We start from the raw sequence: 21,799 nt of genomic DNA, 5'->3' as shown, positions 1-21,799 counted from the left end.
GCCACGAAATAGCAGGTACCAGCAGTTAGCTCACTACGAGCAACAAGTCACCGCTTTCTACCTTGGTGGGCTGCATCAAGGCGATGCGCTCTACGGTGCCGTCGATAGGCGCGGAGATGGTGGCTTCAAGCTTCATCGCCTCGATCACAGCCACCGCATCACCGGCCTTGACTTCCTCGCCCTCAGCAACCGTGACGGTCACTGTGCCCGCGAAAGGCGCTGCGATATGACCTGGGTTGCCTGGATCAGCCTTTTCAGCGGCCTTGACCACGGACTCCACGTTTCTATCGCGCACCTCCATCGGGCGAACCTGTCCGTTCACCGTCAGCATGACCTTGCGCATGCCCTTCTCATCTGGCTCGGAGATCGCGTCGAGGCGCACGAGGAGCACCCGGTTGTCAGCCAGCCTGATCGTCGTTTCCTCGCCAGCGACGAGTCCATAGATAAACTCCCGGTCGCCGAGGATCGCGGTGTTGCCGAACAAGCGACGGTGCTCTGCGAACTCCTCCGCAGGCTTCGGGAACAGCAGTCGATCCAGCGCAGCGCGGCGAGTGACAGAATCGCCAGACAACGCGGCGGCCGCGGATTCTGGCACGTCAACTACGCGATTCGCCTCGCTACGTCCCGCCAAAGCACGGGTTCGCAGTGGCTCCGGCCATCCCCCGGGAGGAGTGCCAAGTTCACCGCGGAGGAAAGCAATAACGGAGTCAGGAATATCGTACTTCTGTGGATCCGCAGCGAATTCCGCCGGCGTCACACCCGCACCCACGAGGTATAGCGCCAGGTCGCCGACAACCTTGGAGGACGGGGTGACCTTCGTAGGTCGGCCGAGGAGCTCATTCACGCCTGCGTAAGCATCCTCGATGAGTTCGAAGCGATCCGCTAGACCCAGCGCCACCGCCTGCGCGCGGAGATTGGAGAGCTGACCACCCGGAATCTCATGCCGGTACACCCGCCCGGTAGGACCTGGGGTACCTGATTCGAATGGTGCGTAAATCTGTCGCACCGCCTCCCAATAGGGTTCGATATCAGAGACGGCCTGCAAGGAAAGCCCGGTGTCGCGTTCAGTGTCAGCGAAGGCCGCGACCAGTGCGGACATGGAAGGCTGCGAGGTGGTGCCAGACAGCGGCGCCGAAGCGACGTCAACGGCGTCCGCACCGGCATCCGCAGCTGCAAGATAGGTAGCCAGCTGACCGCCAGCGGTATCGTGTGTGTGCACATGCACGGGCAGGTCAAAGCGCTCTCGCAGTGCGCCGACGAGGGTGGCAGCTGCCTTCGGACGTAACAGGCCGGCCATGTCCTTGATGGCCAGCACATGCGCCCCAGAATTGACGATATCTTCCGCTAGCCGCAGGTAGTAGTCGAGAGTGTAGAGCTTTTCATTCGGGTCGGCCAGGTTACCTGAGTAAGCCATCGCCACCTCCGCCACAGCGGTGCCGGTATTCAGCACAGCATTGATCGCGGGCCGCATCTGAGAGACATCGTTAAGGGCGTCGAAAATGCGGAAGATGTCCACGCCAGAGGACGCAGCCTCCTGCACAAACGCCTGCGCGACGCTGTCGGGATACGGCGTGTAACCGACGGTGTTACGCCCGCGCAACAGCATTTGGATTGGCACGTTCGGCATCGCCTCGGCAAGCCTGTCTAAGCGCTCCCACGGATCCTCATGGAGGAATCGCAATGCCACGTCATAGGTAGCACCACCCCATGCCTCCACAGACAGCAGCTCAGGTGTCAGTGCGGACACCGCTCGAGCGGCGTCGACTAGCGCACTCGATCGAACACGCGTGGCCAAGAGCGACTGGTGAGCATCGCGGAAGGTGGTGTCGGTGACAGCAAGCGCTGTTTGCTGTCGTAGCTGACGTGCGAAACCGTCCGGGCCAAGCTCGCGGAGAAGATCCTTGCTACCGGGACGACGCTCGGGTAGATCGGGCAGCTTATCGACGGCCCGCGGCATCACGCTCGGGATCCCGTGCGGCCGGTTAACCGTAGTGTCGGCGAGGTAGTCCAAGATGCGCCCCGCCTCGTCGTCGGCAGGCGGCGCCGACATCAACCACGGGTGCTCTTGAATGAAGGAGGTAGCCACCCGCTTGGTAGTGAAGTCTGGTTCCCGCAGCAAGGCCCGCAAGAAACCAATGTTGGTTGCGACGCCGGAAATATGAAACTCGTTGAGTGCCCGCTGTGCACGGGCCACGGCAGTAGCGAAATCCGCGCCCCGGCAGGTCAACTTGACCAGCATTGAGTCGAAGTGCGCCGTGATCTCTCCGCCCAGCATGGCTGCACCGTCGAGACGGACGCCGGCACCACCGGGACTGCGGTAGGCGGTAATTGTTCCAGTGTCAGGACGGAAGCCGTTACTGGGGTCTTCGGTAGTGATTCGACACTGCAGCGCTGCGCCTCTAGTGGTGATGCTGTCCTGGGTGAGGCCAAGATCGCGCAATTTCACGCCCGCCGCGATCTGCATCTGAGTTTTCACCAGGTCCACTTGGGTCACCTCTTCGGTCACCGTGTGCTCAACCTGGATCCGCGGATTCATCTCAATAAACACGTGGTTTCCGGCTTCATCAACCAAGAACTCAACGGTTCCTGCGCCAAGGTAGCCAATGTGGCGACAGAACTTCACCGCATCCGCACAAATCCGCTCCCGCAGCTCAGGATCGAGGAACTGCGCTGGAGCGATCTCTACTACTTTCTGATGGCGGCGCTGCAAGGAACAGTCGCGCTCGTAGAGGTGGATCACGTCTCCAGTGGCGTCCGCCAGAATCTGGACCTCGATGTGCTGTGGGTTCAATACCGCGCGCTCAATGTAGACCCGTGCATCACCGAAAGCGGACTCCGCCTCCCGCGAAGCCTCAATTGCCAGTTCTCGGAGCTGCCCAGCTTCTGGGACGAAGCGCATTCCGCGCCCGCCGCCGCCGGCGACTGCTTTAACAAAGATTGGGTAGGTTTGTCCCGCCGCTGATTCCATTAACTCATCGATGTTGTCAGTTGCTTGCGACTCATCGAGCGTTGGGAGTCCGGCTGCACGCGCTGCAGAGACGGCAGCTGATTTATCACCCGTCAGCTCGAGTACTTCCGGGGTCGGCCCGATGAAGGTGATGCCGTGTTCCGCACACTCCCGCGCAAGTTGAGCATTCTCCGAGAGGAAACCATAGCCAGGATAGATGGCATCAGAACCGGATTCCTGCGCGGCCCGAAGGATCTCATCAATGTTGAGATATGCCTTTACCGGCGAGCCTTCAGTTCCAATTCGGATCGCCTCTGAGGCAAAGGCCCGGTGGAATGAGTTTCGGTCCTCGATGGGAAAGATTGCAACTGTTTCGGCACCGATCTCATAAGCAGCGCGAAATGCTCGAACAGCGATTTCGCCACGGTTGGCCACGAGAACCTTTGAAAAAGTTGGTGTCTGTACTTCTTGAGACATTGGCGCCTTCCTATGCGACTTTTAGGACAACTCCCTCAACTTTTCCATGTTTCTGATCGCGCTGCGTCCAGCTTGCTAGAAATACACCGGGTTAAACTACCGCCCCGGCTAAAAAGCGAACGGTTGTGAACCAGTTGCTGGCACTGGCCTACAGTAACCGCATATAGTCCGTGATATGAGACCAACGTCCCCTGCACGAGTTGTGGCTGTGTCCTTGTGTTGGCCACTTTTCCTGCTGCTGCCTGGGCTGGCAGCCTGTTCGCCACCTGCGCCATACGATGCGCTCGCCCGGTTACAAGGGGAACCTGGCCCAGTGCTGACGCTGCCGGCATCGGAGCTCGTCACCAAGGACGCTCAACATTTTGTCATCGTGTGCCCCGGTGTCACGGCCCACGACGTAGTAGCAGTTGTAGAAGACTCAGTTAAGGTCCCCGAAGAGGGCTACGACCAGGTGATGAACTCCTTTGTCAGCGTTACCTCAGATCGCAGCGTTGAGACTCAGCGTTATGCCACCGAGGAGCTCGACCTGTGCAGCGAAGGCTTCGCAGATCCCCTCACGCTACGCACAACCGCCACCGAGTTGACCTTCCGAAAGGAAGGAACTCAGTGGCGGCTGCAGGCTCGCTAGGCTGCGAAGGCTAGTCCAGGTCGTCGTGAGTGACGAGCTGACGTGCTGCCTCCGTGATCGAACCCGACAAGGAAGGGTACACGGCGAAAGTGCCGGCTAGGTCGGCGACGGTGAGACGATTGTTCACTGCTACCGCGATCGGAAGGATCAGCTCAGAAGCGATCGGGGCGACCACTACGCCACCGATGATCTGACCTGATGCCTGACGACAGAACAGCTTGACAAAGCCGTGCCGAATGCCGCGCATCTTGGAACGCGCATTTGTTGCCAGCGGCAGCATGATTGTGCGTGCGTTGACCTTACCGTCAGCCACTTCTTGCTGAGTAATGCCCACCGCAGCGATTTCTGGACGCGTGAACACTGCGGTGGCCACCGTCTTCAGACGGATCGGTGATACGCCTTCGCCGAGAGCGTGGTACATGGCGATACGCCCCTGCATGGCGGCGACGGAGGCGAGAGGGAACAAATCGGTGCAGTCACCGGCTGCGTAAATTCCAGCAACGGAAGTGCGCGATACTCGGTCCACCTTGATGTGGCCAGAAGGAGCAACATCAACGCCTACGGTTTCCAGCCCGAGATCGGCGGTGTTCGGAACTGAGCCGACAGTCATGAGTACATGGGATCCCTCGATGGCACGGCCGTCGGAGGTGTGGACTACTACCTTGTCATCTCCGGCGTATTCCACGTTCTCCACACGGGCGTGCTTTTCCAACTGCACACCCTTTTCTGCGAGCACAGTCTCGAGGACATCTGCTGCATCAGCATCATCATGTGGGAGGATGCGGTCGCGCGAAGCAACCATCGTCACCTTCACGCCCAATTGTGCGTAGGCGGAAACGAATTCGGCGCCGGTGACACCCGAACCCACCACAATCAGGTGCTCTGGCACTTCTTGCAGATCATAGACCTGACGCCAGTTGAGGATGCGGTTGCCGTCTGGTTCTGCGCCCTTGAGGATGCGAGGCGAGGAACCGGTGGCGATGAGAACGAGTTCGGATTCGAGCAGCTCGGTAGTTCCATCATTCTTGTCCACATGGATGTAGTGAGTGACCTGCTTGTTGCTGTGGTCGTCGAAGCGAGCACGGCCGTTGATCACGCGGATACCTGCGCGACGCATCTGGGCGAGAATGTCGGCAGATTGTGCTTGCGCCAGATCCTTCACACGACGGTTGATTTCTTCGATGTGCATCAGTTCACGAGCACCATCGATTTCAGTGAAGATGCCCGTCGCAGCAATGAACGACTTTGAAGGCACACAGTCGAGGACAACGGCGGCACCGCCCAAGCCCTGGTCCTCAACCAAGGTGACTTCAGCTCCGTACTTGGCCCCTGCCAAAGCTGCTTCGTAGCCAGCAGGGCCGCCGCCGATGATCACGATTCGATTGATCACTTAAGTTCTTCCTCCAAAGCCTTTTGATTTAGGTTCGCACCGGTTAGCTTAGCCGACTTTCTTCGTTATCGGCTTCTTGGGCGAATCGCTGTGCTATAGCACCGAACAACCGGACACCAACCTCCACGCACCGCGGGTCTACTATGAGGTCCGCTCGATGCAGATCAAACTTCTCGCCGGCCCCACTCCAACAGCCGAGCCGGCCCATCGCGCCTGGCACATGTTCCAAATACCAGGAGAAATCCTCACCGCCCGAAGATTGCGGAGCTTCTACTATGGCCATGGGGTCGATCGTGCGTGCGGCGTCGACAAGCATCGCAGTGGAGACATCATCATTGACCACCGGTGGCACTCCCTTGATATATCGGATATCGAAGTTGCAACCGGTTGGTGCCAGTATCTGGGCGATGAGTTCACGCATCAGCGGCTCAATCGTCCGCCACACCTTGATGTCCGCGGTGCGAATCGTGCCGGAAACCGTCCCGGTTTCGGGAATCGCGTTGGCGGCATAACCAGCATTAATCGTCCCGAACACCATAACGGTTCCGGTCCGCGGATCTACCCGGCGCGAGAGCAGCGCCGGGAGCTGCGTCACCACCGAGGACAGCGCATAAACTACATCCGCCGTCATATGCGGCCGGGAGGTGTGTCCGCCAGGGCCTGACACGCGGATCTCCAGCACATCGCCTGCCGACGTAATCGCCCCGGCCCGCGCCCCTATGAGCCCTACCCGCAATTTGGGCTCCACGTGCAGCGCAAAGATCTGGTCGACGCCTTCCAATCCGCCCCACGCGATCACCTGTGGCGCGCCGCCGTCCATGACTTCCTCAGCTGGCTGAAAAATGACCCGGATGCCGGTTTTGAGTGGATACGTAGCTAGCGCTACTGCGGTGGCCAATGCGACCGTTGTGTGGACGTCATGCCCGCAGGCGTGCATGACTCCAGGGTGCATGGAAGCAAAGGAAACTCCGGTGTGTTCTTCGATGGGCAGCGCATCGATATCGCCACGAAACGCCAAGCGAGGCGCGTCCTCCGGCCCTAGGTCCACCATGAGCCCCGTGCCCGGGAATGGTTTCGGCTGCAGGCCGTGTTGACGCAGCACGTTTTCAATGAAGGCTGTGGTGTCATACTCCATGTGGGATAGCTCTGGGTTTTGGTGCAGGTGATGCCGCCACGCATGGATGCTGGCGGAGTTCTCCGCTAACCAAGTGTCTATGTGAGATCGGATCGAAATCATTTACTGCCTCCTGCCACGAAGCTTAGCTAAAGCGACTAAGTTGGTGATATGTCCCAGCCTCGAGAGCTCGTTTTTGGCACGGCGGGTATGCGCGCCCCAATTGGTCCAGCACCAGATCAAATGAACGTCATTCAGGTCACCCGGGTGACCGCCGGTCTTGCCGCGTGGTTGTCCAAATCTGTGGGCCGAGTGCGCAAAGATCATCCCCTCTCCGTCCTCTTCAATCAAGACGATTCCCTGCATGTGGTGGTCGGGTACGACGCCCGCTACGGCTCTCCCAACTTTGCTGCTGTCACCGCCGAGGTATTTGCTGGTGCTGGTTTTGAAGTCACATTGCTGCCAATGCCGTCGCCCACTCAGCTCGTGCCATGGCTAATTCGCAACCGTGGCTTGGATGCCGGGGTGCAAATCACCGCTTCCCATAATCCGGCAGGCTATAACGGTTACAAGGTCTATTCCTCCGACGGGCGACAAATCGATACTGCTGCTGAGCACGCGATCGAAGAGGAGATCCGGGCGATCGAGGATCCTTTACAGGTTCCCCGCGTCATGGTGCGTCCCACCACGGACCAGCTCCGGCGCTACATTGATGACGAAGTGGATCTGATCGCACCACCGCAGGCGGATTTGCTTCGCGTTAACAACGAGCGTGCCGCGCTGAAGGTTGCCTACACTTCGATGCATGGGGTTGGTGGCCGGGCGACGACGCAGGCACTGCTGTCTGCCGGCTTCGCGCAGATCTTTCCTGTTACCGCGCAGCACTACCCGGATCCGCTGTTTCCCACCGTGGATTTTCCAAACCCAGAAGAACCAGGGGCTACCGACCTGCTCATGGAGACCGCGCAGCAGGTTGATGCTGACGTGCTCATTGCGTTGGACCCCGACGCCGACCGGTGTGCGATCGGCTACCGGCAATCAGATGGCACCCATGTCATGCTGCGTGGCGACGACCTCGGCCCGCTCCTCGCAGTGCGGCTCATGCCTCGCATCGCCGCGGAAGACCACCCCGTGGTCGCCGCTTCTGAGGTGAGCTCTAGATTGCTCAAGCACATTGCTGCAGATTACGGCTGGGACTACCAAGACACCTGTACCGGCTTCAAGCACCTTGTGCGCGCTGCAGATGACCGACCGGGTACGTTGGCGTTCGCTTATGAAGAGGCAATCGGGACGGCGCCCGCTCCGCACCTCGTCGGAGACAAAGATGGCATCGCTACGGCGCTCTACGCCTGTGCTTGGGCCGCTGAGCTCAAAGCACAAGGCATGACGCTCGGCGATGAACTAGTAACGCTGCACAAGCGGTACGGCATGTTCCTCAGCGATCAAATCGCGGTACGCACCTCGGACCCCGAAGGCTTGATTGCAGCGCTGCGTATGCATCCGCCCACAACGCTTGCCGGAGTACCAGTGCACGCTGAGGACCTACGGTGCTCGCAGGGAGTACTGTTTTCAGGTCCAGGTGTGCGTGCACTGGCGCGAACCTCTGGAACTGAAAGCAAGGCGAAGTTCTATCTCGAGGTACACCAGCCCTGGGAGTCGGAAGGAGCTGCCGAGCTCCTCGAGCTGCTCCGCACGGAGATAGACGAGCTAGTGACTCGACTGTAGCCCGCGCTTCTGCGCGCTATATCTGGATGTTGCGAGGCCCGTAGAGGCGGTCACCGGCATCACCGAGGCCGGGGACGATGTAGGCGTCCTCATTGAGGGTCGGATCTACCGTCGCAGTGATCAGCTTGCAGGGCAGGCCCGAGTTTGCCAAGGCGTCAACGCCCGCTTGGGCCGACACCATGCATACGCAGGTGATATCAGTGGCGCCACGATCCGCCAGCAGCCGGATGGCGTGCAACAAAGAGCCACCGGTGGCAAGCATCGGGTCAACCACGAATACTGTCCGCCCGGAAAGATCCTCTGGCAGGGCTTCCAGGTAAGGAACTGGCTCGTGGGTTTCCTCGTCGCGTGCAAGGCCGATGAAACCGACTTGCGCATCGGGGATCATAGACAACGCTGGGTCGATCATCCCCAAGCCTGCGCGGATGACTGGAACGATGATTGGTGGGTCGAGCAGTCGGGCGCCCGTCGCGACGGCGACGGGTGTGGTGACGTCGAAGTGCTCGACCTCAAGGTCACGTGATGCCTCATAGATCAGCATGGCACCAAGATCAGCGAGTGCCGCGCGGAAGGCAGCGTTATCGCTGCGTTCATCGCGCATGATCGTGAGCCGGGCAGCTGCAAGTGGATGGTTGACGATGCGGATATCCATACCGGAAAGTCTAGATGAAAATTTCTGATACCTAATGCAACCTTTTGAGGGTGTGCAGCAGTCTATTTAAGTATGAGCCTTTTTAACTTTTCTCCAGCCCGTACTCGCCTCTTGATTTCTGACCTTCGCGCCCAAGCAAGCAGTGTTTCTGCGGCCTCCGTCACCGCCGAAGACACCACAGATTTTCACGTCGCAGTCCGCGAAGCGGCCGAGCGGCTCAATCTACGAGCCACGCATCTTGGCAACTACCTACACCGTGTCGCAGACAACTCCGAGCGCGTCCTAACGCAGGTAGAAGAAAATGATGCCGCCTTAGCCCGGGACCTGGAGTTGCTCAGATGATAGACCTCACTGCCCCGCTGCTAGCCATTGAGAAATTGCTTCCGGCCGCAGTGGGAATCGCCGCCGGAACGTTACCCCAGTTGGACACCGCCTTGCAGGTGGCCACTGCGATCGGTGCGAACCCGAACGCTTTGGTGGGAGCACGTGATACGTTGCTGCAAAACCATGGCCAATTCGAAAGCATCATTGGCGCCGCGCTGCCGGAGATTTCACTAGCCACCAGTGATCTGCTGGGCATTGGCCAAAACTTCCTGAGACAAGCCCTGGGGATTCTCCCGCGGCTGTTGAGCCCGGTGCCGGGATCGCAGGCAACCGCGATAGCGGAATTGAGCACCTTGGCGTTGTTATCAGTTCAGGAGGCAAGCTCCCGCGCCGATAGGCTCCGCGCGGACCTGGCTCCGGCCGTCGCAAAGCTTGACGGCGTCGCTAGCGAACCGTTACCGGAGCTACCTCCCGAGGTACCTGTGGCGCTTTCTGGGCCCGCGCCGACCTCAGCTGCTGGCAGCGCACAGGGCCAGTCTGCGGTGCAGGCGGCGATGACCCAGCTCGGCACGCCTTATGTCTGGGGCGGCACCACCCCAGACGGTGGCTTCGACTGCTCCGGCTTCACCCAGTGGGCTTGGCGGCAAGCTGGGGTGGAGATCCCCCGGATCGCGGAAGATCAAACTGTGGGACGGCCAGTAGCCCATGAGGAACTGCAGGCAGGAGACTTGGTGGTGTGGGACGGGCACGTGGCGATGTACGACGGCCAAGGCCACATTATCGAGGCGGGTGACCCTGTTTCGCGTAATCCGCTGCGCCAAACAAATATGGGAATGGCATTCAAGGGTTATTACCGGCCAACAGGCTAAAGGCAGCTAGTATGTGTTCCTATGGCACAGAACCAAGGCATCCTCCCGGTCAAGCTGTCGCTCACTGCAGGCGACTACTACACCCTTTGGGCACCGAGCTGGAAAGAGCACGGCGCAGAGTGGCAAGCGTTCTTAGGCGCGGGTGAGCATGTGTTCTTCTTCGAGTCTCCCGCGCAGCTTTTGGCCTACCTGAACACGAACGCCAAGCATGATCTGAAGAACCACCCACAGTGGAACAGCTTTGCTGCCGGTGATGCGCTACGCGTCGTACCTCGCACTCGCGATTACTACGACATCGTCAGAGCACCGGGTATGTTGGCAGGTCGCCCGTCACATGAAAATGTTTCCGGCGTGAATCGGGCGTTTTCCGTGGCACGTGGGCTGGGCGAGGTACTCGATCTTGCTGAGGTCCAGGGCTTCTTTGGCAGCTACTCGATCCTCGGCAATGTTGATCGTGGTTCCGAGCATTTCAGTGCCGAAGAAGGACTCGGCGAGTGGTCGGCCATCGGGCGTACCGTGCTGAAGGGCTGGGACAACGTGGTGGATGCACTCGACAAGGTCGTACACACCCCCGCTGTGCCGGAAGCTGAGGTTTCGCAAGCCCAGGCGCAGATCGACGCCGCGGAAAAGGTAGCAGCAGCGGCGAAAGAACGCGCTGAGAAAGAAGCCGCTGCCGCTGAAGCCGCACTGGATCCTTATGACACCACCATCTGGGGAACCTCCGGAATCGATCCCATCAAGGTGGCCATCGATGGTCGGATTGTCTACTCACTGCGCACCTACGTGGCTGAAAATCCCGTCTTCTTGGGTCGTTTTGGGGAAATCTTCACCTTCAACAATCCGAAGGCCTTGCTCCGCTGGCTCGTGGAACACGGCGACCACGACCTAGCCAAGGTCGCCACGTGGTCGGAAGTCATGGACGAAGTCAACGGTGGTACCGCCGAGATCACTGTTCACCCGGTCAACACGTACACGTTCACGGGTTTGGCGGAGGACATCACTAAAGGCCCCAAGGACGTCGATACCGAGCAGATGCGCCAGGCTTATGAGCTGCTTGCCGACGCCGCAGACTGGGCTGGCGACGACTCGCTGAACTCCCTGCTACTGGCAAACCCAGGCCTGCAGGATTACATCTCCTACATGTTGGGCGCCCGTTCCAGCTACTTGCCTTCTGCCCCGTACACTGACGAGGCCAAGGGCTGGAAGCAACTCGAAGAGTCCCTGACCAAGCGATTCAGCAAGCTCTAAGCCCCGCTAGTCTTCTTCATCGGCGGGGAGATCTGTCCCCGCCGGATCTTCGAGCGCACCATCTTCTAGGTCGGCAAACTTTTGATACGCCGGAATGATCTCCGAGTGCATGATGCTTCGGCGTAGTTCCAACGGGGCGAAAGCAGCCTCCATCGCGTTGACGGTGAGCTCGAAGAGTTCCTCAAGACCATAATCAAAGCCCTCAACAAGCACCATCATCTCCTCAACCACACTGTGCCCGCCGGGATTCAGGGTGCAGGTGAAACCTAGCTGCTGCAGCAGCGGCAATGGATGGTCCCCGACTTCGTCGACAAGCCCGGCAGCGACGTCGGCGCTAAGGCTCATTTCGAGAGGCACTTCGCGGTCTCGAATATAGCTGGACAACGGCCCAGCGGCGATTCCCTCAAGATCAACGCTGAATTCCTCGTACAGCTGCGTGGCACCAGCGATCCGGGCTGCGCCCGCAGTAACAGCAGCCTCGAGTGCGGCAATCCCCTCGCCGCTGTCAGCGTTCACCACGAAGGGCAGGAAGTTTCGGCGTAGCCTCATCAGAGCATCGCCGTGCTTATCGACGCCCTGGGCAGCGTTCCCTTCGAAGGACACCCCTACCACGAGGCCGCGATGGCCTCTCGCTAGTTCGATCGCGCTCTCAACAGCAGCGATCTCACTAATGGAGAGGACCACTTTCGCGGTAATTCCGTTGGCTGCTGAACGCTCTACTGCTCGCCGCAACTCCTGCAGCTGGTCCGCAGTGGTGACCGCGCACCGCAGCTCTGCGTAGACAACGCCCTCGCTGGCCAAACGCTCCAATTCGGCGCTCACAGCAGCGAGAGTTATATCGTGGCGTAATACCACCTTGGGAAGGTGTGCCACGATCTCGCGACTGACTAACTTGAACTCCGGGCTGATATCTAGGTCTTGATGCATGCGCTCAAGTCTAGAGCGGACTGTCCTTCTTCACGACCTCGGCATTAGCAATGCGGTCATGGGCGCCCTGCCTGCCGTTAGACTCACTTATCGTCGAAGCATAGATACACGCAGCGATAAAGGAGACAGCGGTACCCACGCCGGGCACCATAGCTACCAACCGCCACCAATTGCGCTTCGCAGCATGTTCGAGCGAAAGCTTCTGTCCGGTGTTGACGTCGCGCACCGTGTAACCGAGCATGAGCTTGGCTGGAGTCGCTCCGAATTTCACTTCGAAGCCAAGGTAATACACCAGGATGATCAGTGCGCTAGCCAGTACCCCGATGAAAGAATCCATGGAAGCACTTCCCGTTATTGTGCCCACGATCGCCAAGGCGATTAAACCATCCAGCAGCGTCATACCAACGCGAGCCGAAGGGCTTGGACGATTCGGTGCCATCGGTGCCACTGGCACAGCAAAGTGTGGTGCAACTGGAACGGTTTGCTGCTGTTGGTACTGATTTGCAGAAGCAAAAGGATTTACTGCCGGGTTTGGGTTAATTGGCCGCGTCGGAGGTGCCGGCTGCGGTCGGGCATATTGCGAAGGCTGCGGTTGTGGTTGAGGCGTTGGCTTCGCCGGTTGCTGCGGTGGCAGCAGAGGCCAAGAACCAAAGTTAGCCAAGTGCTCCAACTCATAATCGCCCAACAGCCGACCGGATTCCAGCGCCTGATCATAAGTGGCACGCTGCTCGGGGTGCGCGAGAATGCCATAAGCCATGCGCAGCCTTTTAATCTGAGGCGAATCGTCAGGGAAACCCATCTGTTGCAGGCGGACTTCTTGCGCCAATAGTTTTACACTCTGTACGCCGCAGTCTTCAGCTGAATTGAGTTGGAATTCTTGGTAAAGGTTCACAACCTAGACCTTACTTCCGCTTGAGCGCCTTCGCTGCCAACGCGCTGCCTGCAAGCCCCATTACGGCACCTACACCAACCCACGTGGATTTAGGGCTTCCTTCACGTACCTCATTACGCACCCGGATAACTGCTGGCTCTGGGACTTCTACGATCGTCATGGCCAGAGATTCCTTGGTGGTGGCCGCCCACGCAGAGCAGTACAGCAGGATGCGCCAGATGAAGTACAGCAGGACCATGACGCCGATGATCGGACCGAAAGTTGCCCCGGCTGGATTGGACAGACCGTTGGAGAAAAACATAGACGCAAGCTGCTTGAACAACTCGAACGCAACCGCACCGATTATGGCCGCATGAATTGCGGAACGCATCGGGACCTTGGTTCGCGGTAGGTACTTGATGAGCCAGAGGAACACCAGGAAGTTAGCCAAGAGGCCGATCACAACTGCAATGAGGTAGGTAATGATGAAGATCCCCGGAATGTGTCCCAGGCCAATGCGCTCAACGAAACGATCCGTAAGCCCGGAAGACCCCACCGCGGTTACACCAAAGGCAACCACCAAGGAGACCAACAACCCAATCAGTCCGACGAGATCTTTACCCTTGGCCACCAGGAAGCTCTGCTTGGTTGGATCGACCTTCCACATTTTGGAGGCGCCATAACGCAAGTTGTTCATCCAGCCGAGCCCGGACCACAAGGCGGTCAGCGTACCAATGCTGGCGATAGCGCCACGCTGGTCGATCGCGGTAGCCAGGATCTCATTCAGCGTCTCCCCGAGCTGACCGGAAGCCATGTCCCCAATCCGAGCTTGGACTTCGGCGAGGAGCTCCTGATTGTTGGCCAAGGCGAAACCGAGCGCCGCAAAGAGCAGCATGAGGATGGGGAACATCGAAAGGACGGAGAAGTACGTAATACCGGCAGCGTACTGGTTGCCACCCATGGTGCCGAAGCGCTCGTTCATCCGCATGATGTGGTCGAACCATTCCCACTTGAGTCTCAGCTTGTCTACAAACCCAGGATCATCTTTGTGAACCCTCTCGATGCCGTACTCGTCGGTGCGCTTTTCGCTCGCCTTGGTCACTGCGGTCATGGCTAAACTCCTTTTGTAATTCTGACTTTCTCTACAGTAGAGAGGAATCGGCAGAGATTCAGCGCTTGTGCAGCCCTGTATCCGTTCTTTTGCTGGATTGTTACCCCAGCTTAGGAAATGCGGACACGAAAATTAGCGACGCGGAGCCAAAAAACCGATGTTCTTATAGACGTCGGCAAGCGTGCGGGCTGCAACTTCCGAAGCTTTTTCAGCACCCACTGCAAGCACCCGCTCCAGCTCACCCTTATCTGCCATGTACTCGTCGAATTTGGCTTTGAGCGGAGTGGTGAAGGCCTCGAGAGCTTCGGCGGTGTCAGTTTTCAGCGCCCCGTAACCCTGCCCCTCATAACCCTTGACCAGCTCGTCAATGCTCTTGTTCGTGAGCGCAGACTGAATCACGAGCAAGTTGGATACGCCGGGCTTATTCTCCTTGTCATAGCGGATTTCACCGTCATTGTCAGTGACCGCCGACTTGATCCGCTTCGCGGAGACCTTCGGATCATCCAACAAGTTCACGCATCCCTTAGGATTCTCCCCCGACTTACTCATCTTCGACGTTGGCTCCTGCAGATCATAGATCTTCGCGGCACCCTGCGGGATGAAACCTTCGGGCACCACGAAAGTCTTCTTGAACCGAGAATTAAATCGTTCTGCCAAGGTGCGAGTGAGCTCGAGGTGCTGGCGTTGATCCTCCCCGACCGGCACAAGCTGAGGGCGATAGAGCAAGATGTCTGCTGCCATCAGCATCGGGTAGGTAAATAGGCCTGCCGACGTCCGGTCCGCACCGCGCTTAGCTGACTTATCCTTGAATTGCGTCATCCGCGATGCCTCACCAAACCCGGTCAGGCAGGTAAGGATCCAGCCCAATTCCGCATGTTCATGGACATGCGACTGCACAAACAAGGTGGACTTTTCCGGGTCGATACCCAGCGCCAAGAGCTGCGCTGCGCCGGCAACTGTACGGGCCCGCAGCTCTTTCGGGTCCTGATCAACCGTAATCGCGTGCAAGTCTGGGATGAAGTAGAACGCCTCATAGGAATCCTGGAGATCAATCCACTGCTTCAGCGCCCCCAGGTAATTGCCGAGGTGATAAGAGTCGGCAGTTGGCTGGATACCGGAGAGGACTCGTTGCTTCTTTTCAGGCTTGGGCGCAGTGTCAGTCATGGTTTATTAGTGTAGCGATGTATGTCTAGCCTGCTAGGCATTGCTGGGCTGAAGCATTCGGCCGCGCACATAGACTAGCGATTGGGCACGCGCACTAAGATCTTTAGGTCATGACCGCGTTTCAGCCAGGCAAAGCCACCGTCTACACCTCGATCAAGGAAATCTCCCAGCTCACCCGCGCACTCCGCAAGGTATCCCGCCCGGTTGTGCTGGTCCCCACCATGGGTGCTCTCCACTCCGGACACATTTCCTTAGTGAAAGCCGCACAGCGCATCCCTGGCGCGAACGTCGTGGTGAGCATTTTTGTCAATCCCTTGCAGTTCTCGGAAAATGAGGATCTGGATGCCTACCCGCGGACGCTGGAACAGGACGTCGAGAAGCTGCGCGCCGCGGGTGCCGACGCCGTGTTCGCTCCCACCCCGCGCGAAATGTACCCCAATGGCCCCCGTACGATGATTCACCCGGGCTTGCTAGGCGCCGAGCTCGAAGGCAACTCGCGTCCCACGCATTTCGCAGGGGTGCTGACCGTAGTCCACAAACTCTTCCAGATCACCAACGCATCCCACGCCATTTTTGGTGAAAAAGATTACCAACAGATCGTACTTATCCAGCAGATGGTCAATGATCTGAACCTCGACGTACAGGTCATCGGTGCCCCCATCGTCCGAGAAAATGACGGCCTCGCGCTGTCTTCCCGCAACACCTACCTTTCGGAGGCGGATCGCGAACTCGCATTGACCCTTTCCGCAGCTCTCACCGCCGGCGCTTACGTGGCAGGCGACGGCCCCGACGCCGTGATCTCAGCAGCGCGTTCCGTCATTGACTCCGTACCCGCAATAGCCCTGGATTACCTCGAGTTACGAGGGCCGGGACTCGGCAAAGTGGACCCCACGGGCGCTAATCGACTCTTGGTAGCTGCCAAGGTAGGTGCGACGCGGCTTATCGACAACATCGGGATTGATTTCGGCTCGGAGGAAGTAACAGGCACTCCGCGATCATGATTTCACGATCATGATTTCGAGAGAGTGGCGTAGAGCTGGACGCATTTAGCACTTGCTCTACTCACATAATCATGATCGTGAAATCATGGTCGCTATTCTTCGGCTCGTATCCTGGCACAGGCCCTCGCCCGGGATTACGGCTGAGAATAGTAAGTACCGAACGCACCAACGGTGCCGCACCATTGCCTGGCGGGAAGAGATCCGGGTAACCGAACCTAAGGAACTGGAAACCAAGATGCTCCAATGCCTTTTGGCGCTTGGCTTCCGCGAGCAACGCTGTCGGCTCACGGTATTTCACATCGCCATCCATTTCAATGGCCAACCACCCATTAACTAGCAGGTCAGGATACCTCACCTCGAATCGAGACACCCTCACCTCGGGCTGGATTTGCAGCGACGTTATCAGTGGAGAATGTACATCCAGCAGCAACGCACGGGCGGCGGATTCCAAAGGACTCTGCGAAGCACCGCTGCCCCATTTGAGAGCACGCGCAATCTTCTTTCGTCCCGGCATCCCCTTGAGCAGCGAAAACTTCTTAGCTAGCTCCGTCCGACTCTTCAAAGTGAGGGCATGGTCCATGGCGACCAAGCCATCGACAAAGTCACTCGTCCTGACTACATCGACCAAAGTTCGATTGAAGGTGGTGCGCCGAATCCCGTCCACCGATTCCCAATGATGCTCGGGCAGCCGCCATTGCTTCGTCCTAGTTTTCGGGGTCGAACAGCGACCACTAGTGGCACCGGGATAGGCCAGATAGACGAAACTGGGCGTGCGCAATTGTGGGAAACCATGCAGCACTGCCGCCGATTCCCCCACTATCACCGCAGAATTGCGCGTCAGTCCGACAGCTTCTACCCGTGCCCGATATTGCTCCCAACGGGTTAAAGAATCCAATATTTCCGCTGGAATCGCAATATCCGGAGCCAAATATTGATGGCTCGCTGCGTGATCACGCAGCCACAGCTCGCGTTCCGGCAAGGTGAATCTACGCAAATAGACGAAGTGCTTGCGCATGGCTAAAGAAAACTCCCCCAAGTTTCCCAATGTGATGTTGCCTGCGATCTTCCCACAAAGAACCGACGGGCGCGCGACGGCAGGAAAAGTCAACGCACAATCATGATTTCACGATCATGATTATGTGAGTAGAACTTGTGCTATTCGAGGCTCGGTAACAACGCTTGTCTGTAAATCATGATCGTGAAATCATGGTCGCACCGCCCCTAAAACACATGCCCCTCCCCCGGGAATTCTCCGTTCTCCACGGCTTCCTTATATTTGGCGGCTCCGGCAAGCATTTCGGCGCCCACCGAGCCGAAGGCACGCACGAACTTCGGAGTGCGGTTTCCTTCGGGGAGCGCAAGCATGTCATGCCATACAAGAACTTGGGCGTCGCACTGCGCGCCGGCGCCAATACCGATTGTTGGGATCGGACAGTTGGCGGTGATTTCCGCTGCGAGAGCCGCCGGGACCATTTCGAAAACCACGAAATCTGCTCCGGCGTCGACGACGGCAGTGACGTCGGCACGCACTGCATCTGCCGATGTGCCACGCCCCTGCACCTTGAAGCCACCGAGTCCGTTGACGGATTGCGGGGTAAAACCGACGTGTGCGCACACTGCTAGGCCTGCAGACTTGAGCGCACGAATTCGATCCGCCATACGCACCCCGCCTTCTAGTTTCACCATGTGCGCACCCGAACGGCGCAGTAGCTCGGTGGCGGAACGCACTGCTTGTTCATCGGAGGCTTCATAAGTGCCGAAGGGCATGTCGATGACCACGAGTGCATTGCCTGCACCTCGCACAACGGCCGCTCCGAGCATGCACATTTCGTCAAGGGAAATTGCGGTGGTTGAGGTGTAGCCGAGCATTACATTGGCGGCGGAGTCCCCTACTAAGAAGCACTCAATCCCGGCGTCGGCAAACGCGCGGGCTGAGGAATAGTCATAGCAAGTGAGCATTGCCCAGGGGCGTTGCCCTTTGCGCGCTTGCAGTTCAGAAACTCTAACTTGCTTCGTTGGTACCAAATAGCCAGACATTGCGCCTACCATTGTCCTTATGTTCTTTTACGATGCCGATTGTGGCTTTTGCACTTGGAGTGCGCAGCATCTCCAGAAATTGACCACGGGCGTTGAAATCGCTCCTGGCAAAGGACTATACATTCAGCGCAATGCCTATTTTGTTGATTCGCAAGATCGGGTGTATTTGGGCAATCGCGGCATCGGGATGATGCTGACCCGGCATGGGCGAAACCGAAGGATCCGGCTGCTCGGTCGCCTTCTTGGCCTGCCGATATTCAAACCGGTGTATCGGATCATTGCGTGGAACCGGTACCGACTTGGACCGCTAGTCGGGGCCGGAACCTGCAAACTCTAGGCGTATTCCACGTTCAACGGCGCATGGTCTGACCACCGTAAATCATAGGCGGCGGCTTTATCGACCCAGGAGCGTTGCGCTCGGGCCAGCATCGGCGCGGTTGCTGCTTGATAGTCAATCCGCCAACCAGCTCCGGTATCAAATGCTTGGCCACGATAGGTCCACCAGGTATGCGAAGCATCTTCGGGCTGCAGCCGTCGGGCGACGTCGAACCACATCGGGTTGGTGTTTGCTTCCCGCCGGGGGCGAACTGAGGAGTAATCGACTGCGCCTAGGTACTCACCATGCACCTCCACCTGGGAGATTTCGTCCGGGAAGACGCCAAAAACGGAATCCATGAACGCGCGCTCGTCGGCAAGGAAACCGGACTTCTTTTGGTTAGCTTTCCAGTTCTTCAGGTCTTCTCGCCGATGGCAGATGTTCCAGTCTCCGCCGATCACCATATTGGGATGCTGCACCGCCAGCTGGGTGATCACCTCGGAGAATTCGTCGAGGAAGCGGTATTTTTCATCCTGCTTTTCAGTGCCGGCAGAACCCGATGGTAGGTAGAGCGAGGCGACGGTGACATCATCAAATGAGCCTTGAATGAAGCGACCGGAGTCTTCAAACTGGGGGATGCCGATGTGGACGTCGAGAAGCGGTTTGCGGGACAAAATTCCCACCCCGGCGCGCCCTTTCGCGCTCGCTTCTGCGCCGACATAATGCCAGCCCGAGTCGAGAGCTGGGGCGAGCGCATCGCGAGTCTGTTTTTCGGTTGCGCGTACCTCTTGCAGCAGGACCACGTCTGCGTTTGATGATTCCAGCCAGGGCAGAAAGCCCTGGTTCTTTTCACTGCGTTCTTTGACTGCAGCTCGGATTCCATTGACATTGACGGAGGAAATGATCAGACTCATGCAGTCAGTGTAACGGCCGGCAGTTCCCCCACTGCGAGCGCTCAGGAAAGTGGCTGCAACTCGCCGAGATCGCGGGGCTCAACATCAGTTTCCCCTACCGCAACACCAGTATCCGGTATTGCGCGCGACCAGCCGAGGTATGTCATCCACAGCACCAAGCCGCCATGGGCAAACATGCCCAACAGGTCGCTGAGGAAAGAGAACCATACCCGGTTGCCAATTTCCCCATGGAACAGGTAATACCCGAACCAAGCCACCGAATATGCGACAAAGAACCAGCCCAAAAGTGAAGGGAACCGGCAATCACGGAACAAAATCCAGGCCAGCACGAGCATGGCCAGCGGCAGGACGCACTGCGAATAGCGACCAACAATCGGGGCCGCCCCCGATTCAGAGATCATTTGTCCAAGGGCTATAGATTCCTGCACAAAAAGCAGCTGCCCGAGCATAGCCAGCCCGAATACCACCCACGCGGCGATCGGGAAACAGCGCCGGAAGAACAAGGTAATGCCCAAGATGGTGGTAATCCCCAGCACACTGACACCTACCCGCCATACCAGCAGCACCGTTGCGGACCAATCGGTAACAACATCGGAGATTTGCCAGAAGAAGAAAATAGCTGTTACCACGCCGACTAATCGGGCATAGCTAATTTCTCTCCTGGTGAGATCGGCGGGATGTGTCGCCATTCAGTTTTGTCTTCCTGCCAGGCTGAATTAATTCAGCATCAAGGGGGCCACCTAAAGACTTTACGCGCTAAAGCGCCCCAAACCCAAGAAAATCATTAAAAATAGCATCAAATTGATTAAGGTTGAGGTTACCGTGCATGTCTTCTCAGCAAGACGGTCGGGCCCCAGATGAGCAACGCCGCCGCGGCCAATCCAGCCCCGACCAGTGCAGGAGCGGCATAGGAAAAGCCCGCAGCGATCACTGCACCACCTATCGAGGCCCCCGCAGCGTTCGCCAGATTCAACGCCGAGTGATTAAGAGCTGCAGCAAGAGTTTGCGCCCGCCCCGCAACGTCCATGAGCCGGATCTGCAATTGCGGTACCAGCGCAGAGCCAAAGAAGCCGATGAGTCCGAACACTGCAGTACCAATGACCTGGTGCGCGGACAGGAAATAGAACCCCACCAGAACCACAACAATACTGCTGAGCACGAACCCGATCCCCAGTTCCAAATTTCGGTCGGCCAAAAACCCGCCAAAGAGATTACCGAGTAGCCCACCTGCGCCATAAGCTGCGAGCACAACCGGTAGGTATTTCAGATCCATGGCGGCTCGCGCGGGATCCGTCATCGTCCATGCAATATACGTGTACACAGCAAACATGCCACCGAAACCGACCGTCCCCATCGCTAAGGTCAGCCAGACTTGAGAACGCGCAAGCGCACTCAGCTCTGTGAGCGCAGAGGTGGGTTTCATGTCAGCCATGTGAGGCATGAAACGCCACAGAGCCAGAACTGTCGCGATGCCTGCCGCAACCACGACGCCATAGGAGGCTTTCCAATGTACTGCCTGCCCCAGCCACTGTGCGAGCGGAACCCCGCCGATCGTTGCAGCCGAAAACCCAACGCCCACTAGTGCCAGCGCTTTACCCCGCTGCCCTGGCGGCGCCAGTGCCGCAGCACACAAACCCGACACCGAAAAGAACGCCCCATGTGGCAGCCCTGCTACAAACCGGGCGATCAAGAGTGTGCCATAACTTGGTGCCGCGATTGTGAGGGCGTTGCCCAGCACGAAGAAGGCCATCAACATCAGTAGCAGCCTGCGACGCGGGATATAGCCGGTCAGAGTAGTAATCAGCGGCGCACCCACCACCACGCCCAAGGCGTAAGCCGAGATAATATGGCCGGCGCTGTCTTCGGTGATATTAAAGTCTTGTGCGATCAGCGGCAGTAGCCCCATGGAAACAAATTCGGTGGTGCCTATCCCGAATCCTCCGAGCGCAATCGCCACCATGACGATCATGCGGTGTCGCTCAGAAATCTCAGTTTGACGTGGTAGCGGCCGCCTGTTGGGCAAACGCATCTTGCGGGATTGCTCATTCACGTCGCATCACCCTACACCCCGAAGCGGGGTTATG

General features: G+C 58.2%; 20 protein-coding genes. 7 read left to right on the top strand and 13 right to left on the bottom strand.

Going from position 1 to position 21,799, the window contains the following annotated elements; translation table 11 throughout:
- Window positions 1–25 precede the first annotated feature (25 nt).
- Window positions 26–3,424: a pyruvate carboxylase gene (locus WG915_RS06880; RefSeq protein WP_339564639.1), complete on the bottom strand. Its 3,399-nt coding sequence runs from the start codon at window positions 3,422–3,424 to the stop codon at window positions 26–28.
- 175 nt (window positions 3,425–3,599) lie between these two features.
- On the opposite strand from WG915_RS06880, the gene WG915_RS06875 reads away from it, so the two are divergent.
- Entirely contained in the window at window positions 3,600–4,052 is a 453-nt protein-coding gene (locus WG915_RS06875) for a hypothetical protein (RefSeq protein WP_339564638.1), read from the top strand.
- Window positions 4,053–4,062: 10 nt separating this feature from the next.
- On the opposite strand, the gene WG915_RS06870 is transcribed toward WG915_RS06875, so the two are convergent.
- Together WG915_RS06870 and WG915_RS06865 are read right to left on the bottom strand one after the other, a co-directional pair.
- The gene (locus WG915_RS06870; protein ID WP_445227797.1) at window positions 4,063–5,439 is read right to left on the bottom strand and encodes an NAD(P)H-quinone dehydrogenase; all 1,377 of its coding nucleotides are present in this window, start codon (window positions 5,437–5,439) and stop codon (window positions 4,063–4,065) included.
- A gap of 46 nt (window positions 5,440–5,485) precedes the next feature.
- Window positions 5,486–6,679, bottom strand: a complete 1,194-nt coding sequence (locus WG915_RS06865; RefSeq protein WP_339564636.1) for an amidohydrolase — start codon at window positions 6,677–6,679, stop codon at window positions 5,486–5,488.
- A gap of 48 nt (window positions 6,680–6,727) precedes the next feature.
- On the opposite strand from WG915_RS06865, the gene WG915_RS06860 reads away from it, so the two are divergent.
- Window positions 6,728–8,281 (top strand): phospho-sugar mutase, encoded by a 1,554-nt coding sequence (locus WG915_RS06860; protein ID WP_339564635.1) that lies wholly within the window; start codon window positions 6,728–6,730, stop codon window positions 8,279–8,281.
- Between the two features lie 16 nt (window positions 8,282–8,297).
- Here the strand turns inward: WG915_RS06860 and upp are convergent, their stop codons facing one another.
- On the bottom strand, window positions 8,298–8,933 hold the full coding sequence (upp, locus tag WG915_RS06855) for a uracil phosphoribosyltransferase (protein ID WP_339564634.1): 636 nt from the start codon (window positions 8,931–8,933) through the stop codon (window positions 8,298–8,300).
- Between the two features lie 72 nt (window positions 8,934–9,005).
- Here upp and WG915_RS06850 point away from each other — a divergent pair, with 72 nt between their 5' ends.
- Genes WG915_RS06850 through WG915_RS06840 form a run of 3 tightly spaced genes read left to right on the top strand, consistent with a single transcriptional unit; the run spans window position 9,006 to window position 11,374 of the window.
- On the top strand, window positions 9,006–9,275 hold the full coding sequence (locus WG915_RS06850; protein WP_339564633.1) for a hypothetical protein: 270 nt from the start codon (window positions 9,006–9,008) through the stop codon (window positions 9,273–9,275).
- Window positions 9,272–10,126 carry a C40 family peptidase gene (locus WG915_RS06845; RefSeq protein ID WP_339564632.1) on the top strand — a complete coding sequence of 285 codons (855 nt, stop codon included), beginning with the start codon at window positions 9,272–9,274 and terminating at the stop codon, window positions 10,124–10,126. Before WG915_RS06850 ends, WG915_RS06845 begins: the two co-directional genes overlap by 4 nt.
- A gap of 21 nt (window positions 10,127–10,147) precedes the next feature.
- The gene (locus tag WG915_RS06840) at window positions 10,148–11,374 is read left to right on the top strand and encodes a hypothetical protein (RefSeq protein WP_339564631.1); all 1,227 of its coding nucleotides are present in this window, start codon (window positions 10,148–10,150) and stop codon (window positions 11,372–11,374) included.
- A 6-nt stretch (window positions 11,375–11,380) separates the two neighbouring features.
- Here WG915_RS06840 and WG915_RS06835 read toward each other — a convergent pair whose 3' ends face one another.
- From WG915_RS06835 to trpS, 4 genes are all read right to left on the bottom strand, one after another.
- Window positions 11,381–12,301 carry an adenosine deaminase family protein gene (locus tag WG915_RS06835; protein WP_339564630.1) on the bottom strand — a complete coding sequence of 307 codons (921 nt, stop codon included), beginning with the start codon at window positions 12,299–12,301 and terminating at the stop codon, window positions 11,381–11,383.
- A gap of 10 nt (window positions 12,302–12,311) precedes the next feature.
- Window positions 12,312–13,058: an RDD family protein gene (locus WG915_RS06830; RefSeq protein WP_339564629.1), complete on the bottom strand. Its 747-nt coding sequence runs from the start codon at window positions 13,056–13,058 to the stop codon at window positions 12,312–12,314.
- Window positions 13,059–13,203: 145 nt separating this feature from the next.
- Window positions 13,204–14,283, bottom strand: a complete 1,080-nt coding sequence (locus tag WG915_RS06825; protein ID WP_339564628.1) for a YhjD/YihY/BrkB family envelope integrity protein — start codon at window positions 14,281–14,283, stop codon at window positions 13,204–13,206.
- A gap of 132 nt (window positions 14,284–14,415) precedes the next feature.
- A complete protein-coding gene (trpS, locus tag WG915_RS06820; RefSeq protein WP_339564627.1) occupies window positions 14,416–15,447 on the bottom strand; it encodes a tryptophan--tRNA ligase in 1,032 nt (343 codons plus the stop codon).
- Between the two features lie 110 nt (window positions 15,448–15,557).
- On the opposite strand from trpS, the gene panC reads away from it, so the two are divergent.
- Entirely contained in the window at window positions 15,558–16,448 is an 891-nt protein-coding gene (gene panC, locus WG915_RS06815) for a pantoate--beta-alanine ligase (RefSeq protein WP_339564626.1), read from the top strand.
- A gap of 61 nt (window positions 16,449–16,509) precedes the next feature.
- On the opposite strand, the gene WG915_RS06810 is transcribed toward panC, so the two are convergent.
- Window positions 16,510–17,463, bottom strand: a complete 954-nt coding sequence (locus WG915_RS06810; RefSeq protein WP_339564625.1) for a hypothetical protein — start codon at window positions 17,461–17,463, stop codon at window positions 16,510–16,512.
- Between the two features lie 206 nt (window positions 17,464–17,669).
- Entirely contained in the window at window positions 17,670–18,485 is an 816-nt protein-coding gene (gene panB / locus WG915_RS06805) for a 3-methyl-2-oxobutanoate hydroxymethyltransferase (RefSeq protein WP_339564624.1), read from the bottom strand.
- Window positions 18,486–18,504: 19 nt separating this feature from the next.
- Between panB and WG915_RS06800 the strand changes: the two genes are divergently transcribed.
- Entirely contained in the window at window positions 18,505–18,822 is a 318-nt protein-coding gene (locus WG915_RS06800; protein WP_339564623.1) for a DCC1-like thiol-disulfide oxidoreductase family protein, read from the top strand.
- Here WG915_RS06800 and WG915_RS06795 read toward each other — a convergent pair.
- From WG915_RS06795 to WG915_RS06785, 3 genes are all read right to left on the bottom strand, one after another.
- The gene (locus WG915_RS06795) at window positions 18,819–19,715 is read right to left on the bottom strand and encodes an exodeoxyribonuclease III (protein ID WP_445227792.1); all 897 of its coding nucleotides are present in this window, start codon (window positions 19,713–19,715) and stop codon (window positions 18,819–18,821) included. The two genes, WG915_RS06800 and WG915_RS06795, sit on opposite strands and share 4 nt — an antisense overlap.
- A gap of 41 nt (window positions 19,716–19,756) precedes the next feature.
- Window positions 19,757–20,344 (bottom strand): hypothetical protein, encoded by a 588-nt coding sequence (locus WG915_RS06790; protein ID WP_339564622.1) that lies wholly within the window; start codon window positions 20,342–20,344, stop codon window positions 19,757–19,759.
- A 188-nt stretch (window positions 20,345–20,532) separates the two neighbouring features.
- Complete coding sequence (locus WG915_RS06785; protein ID WP_339564731.1) at window positions 20,533–21,744, bottom strand: MFS transporter; 1,212 nt, start codon at window positions 21,742–21,744, stop codon at window positions 20,533–20,535.
- Window positions 21,745–21,799 lie beyond the last annotated feature (55 nt).

Origin of the sequence: Corynebacterium sp. H128 (genome assembly GCF_037482625.1) — a bacterium.
In the GTDB taxonomy this organism is placed as follows: Bacteria; Actinomycetota; Actinomycetes; order Mycobacteriales; family Mycobacteriaceae; genus Corynebacterium.
Note: the sequence above shows the minus strand (reverse complement) of the source record. Positions and strands in the feature narration are given on the sequence as shown.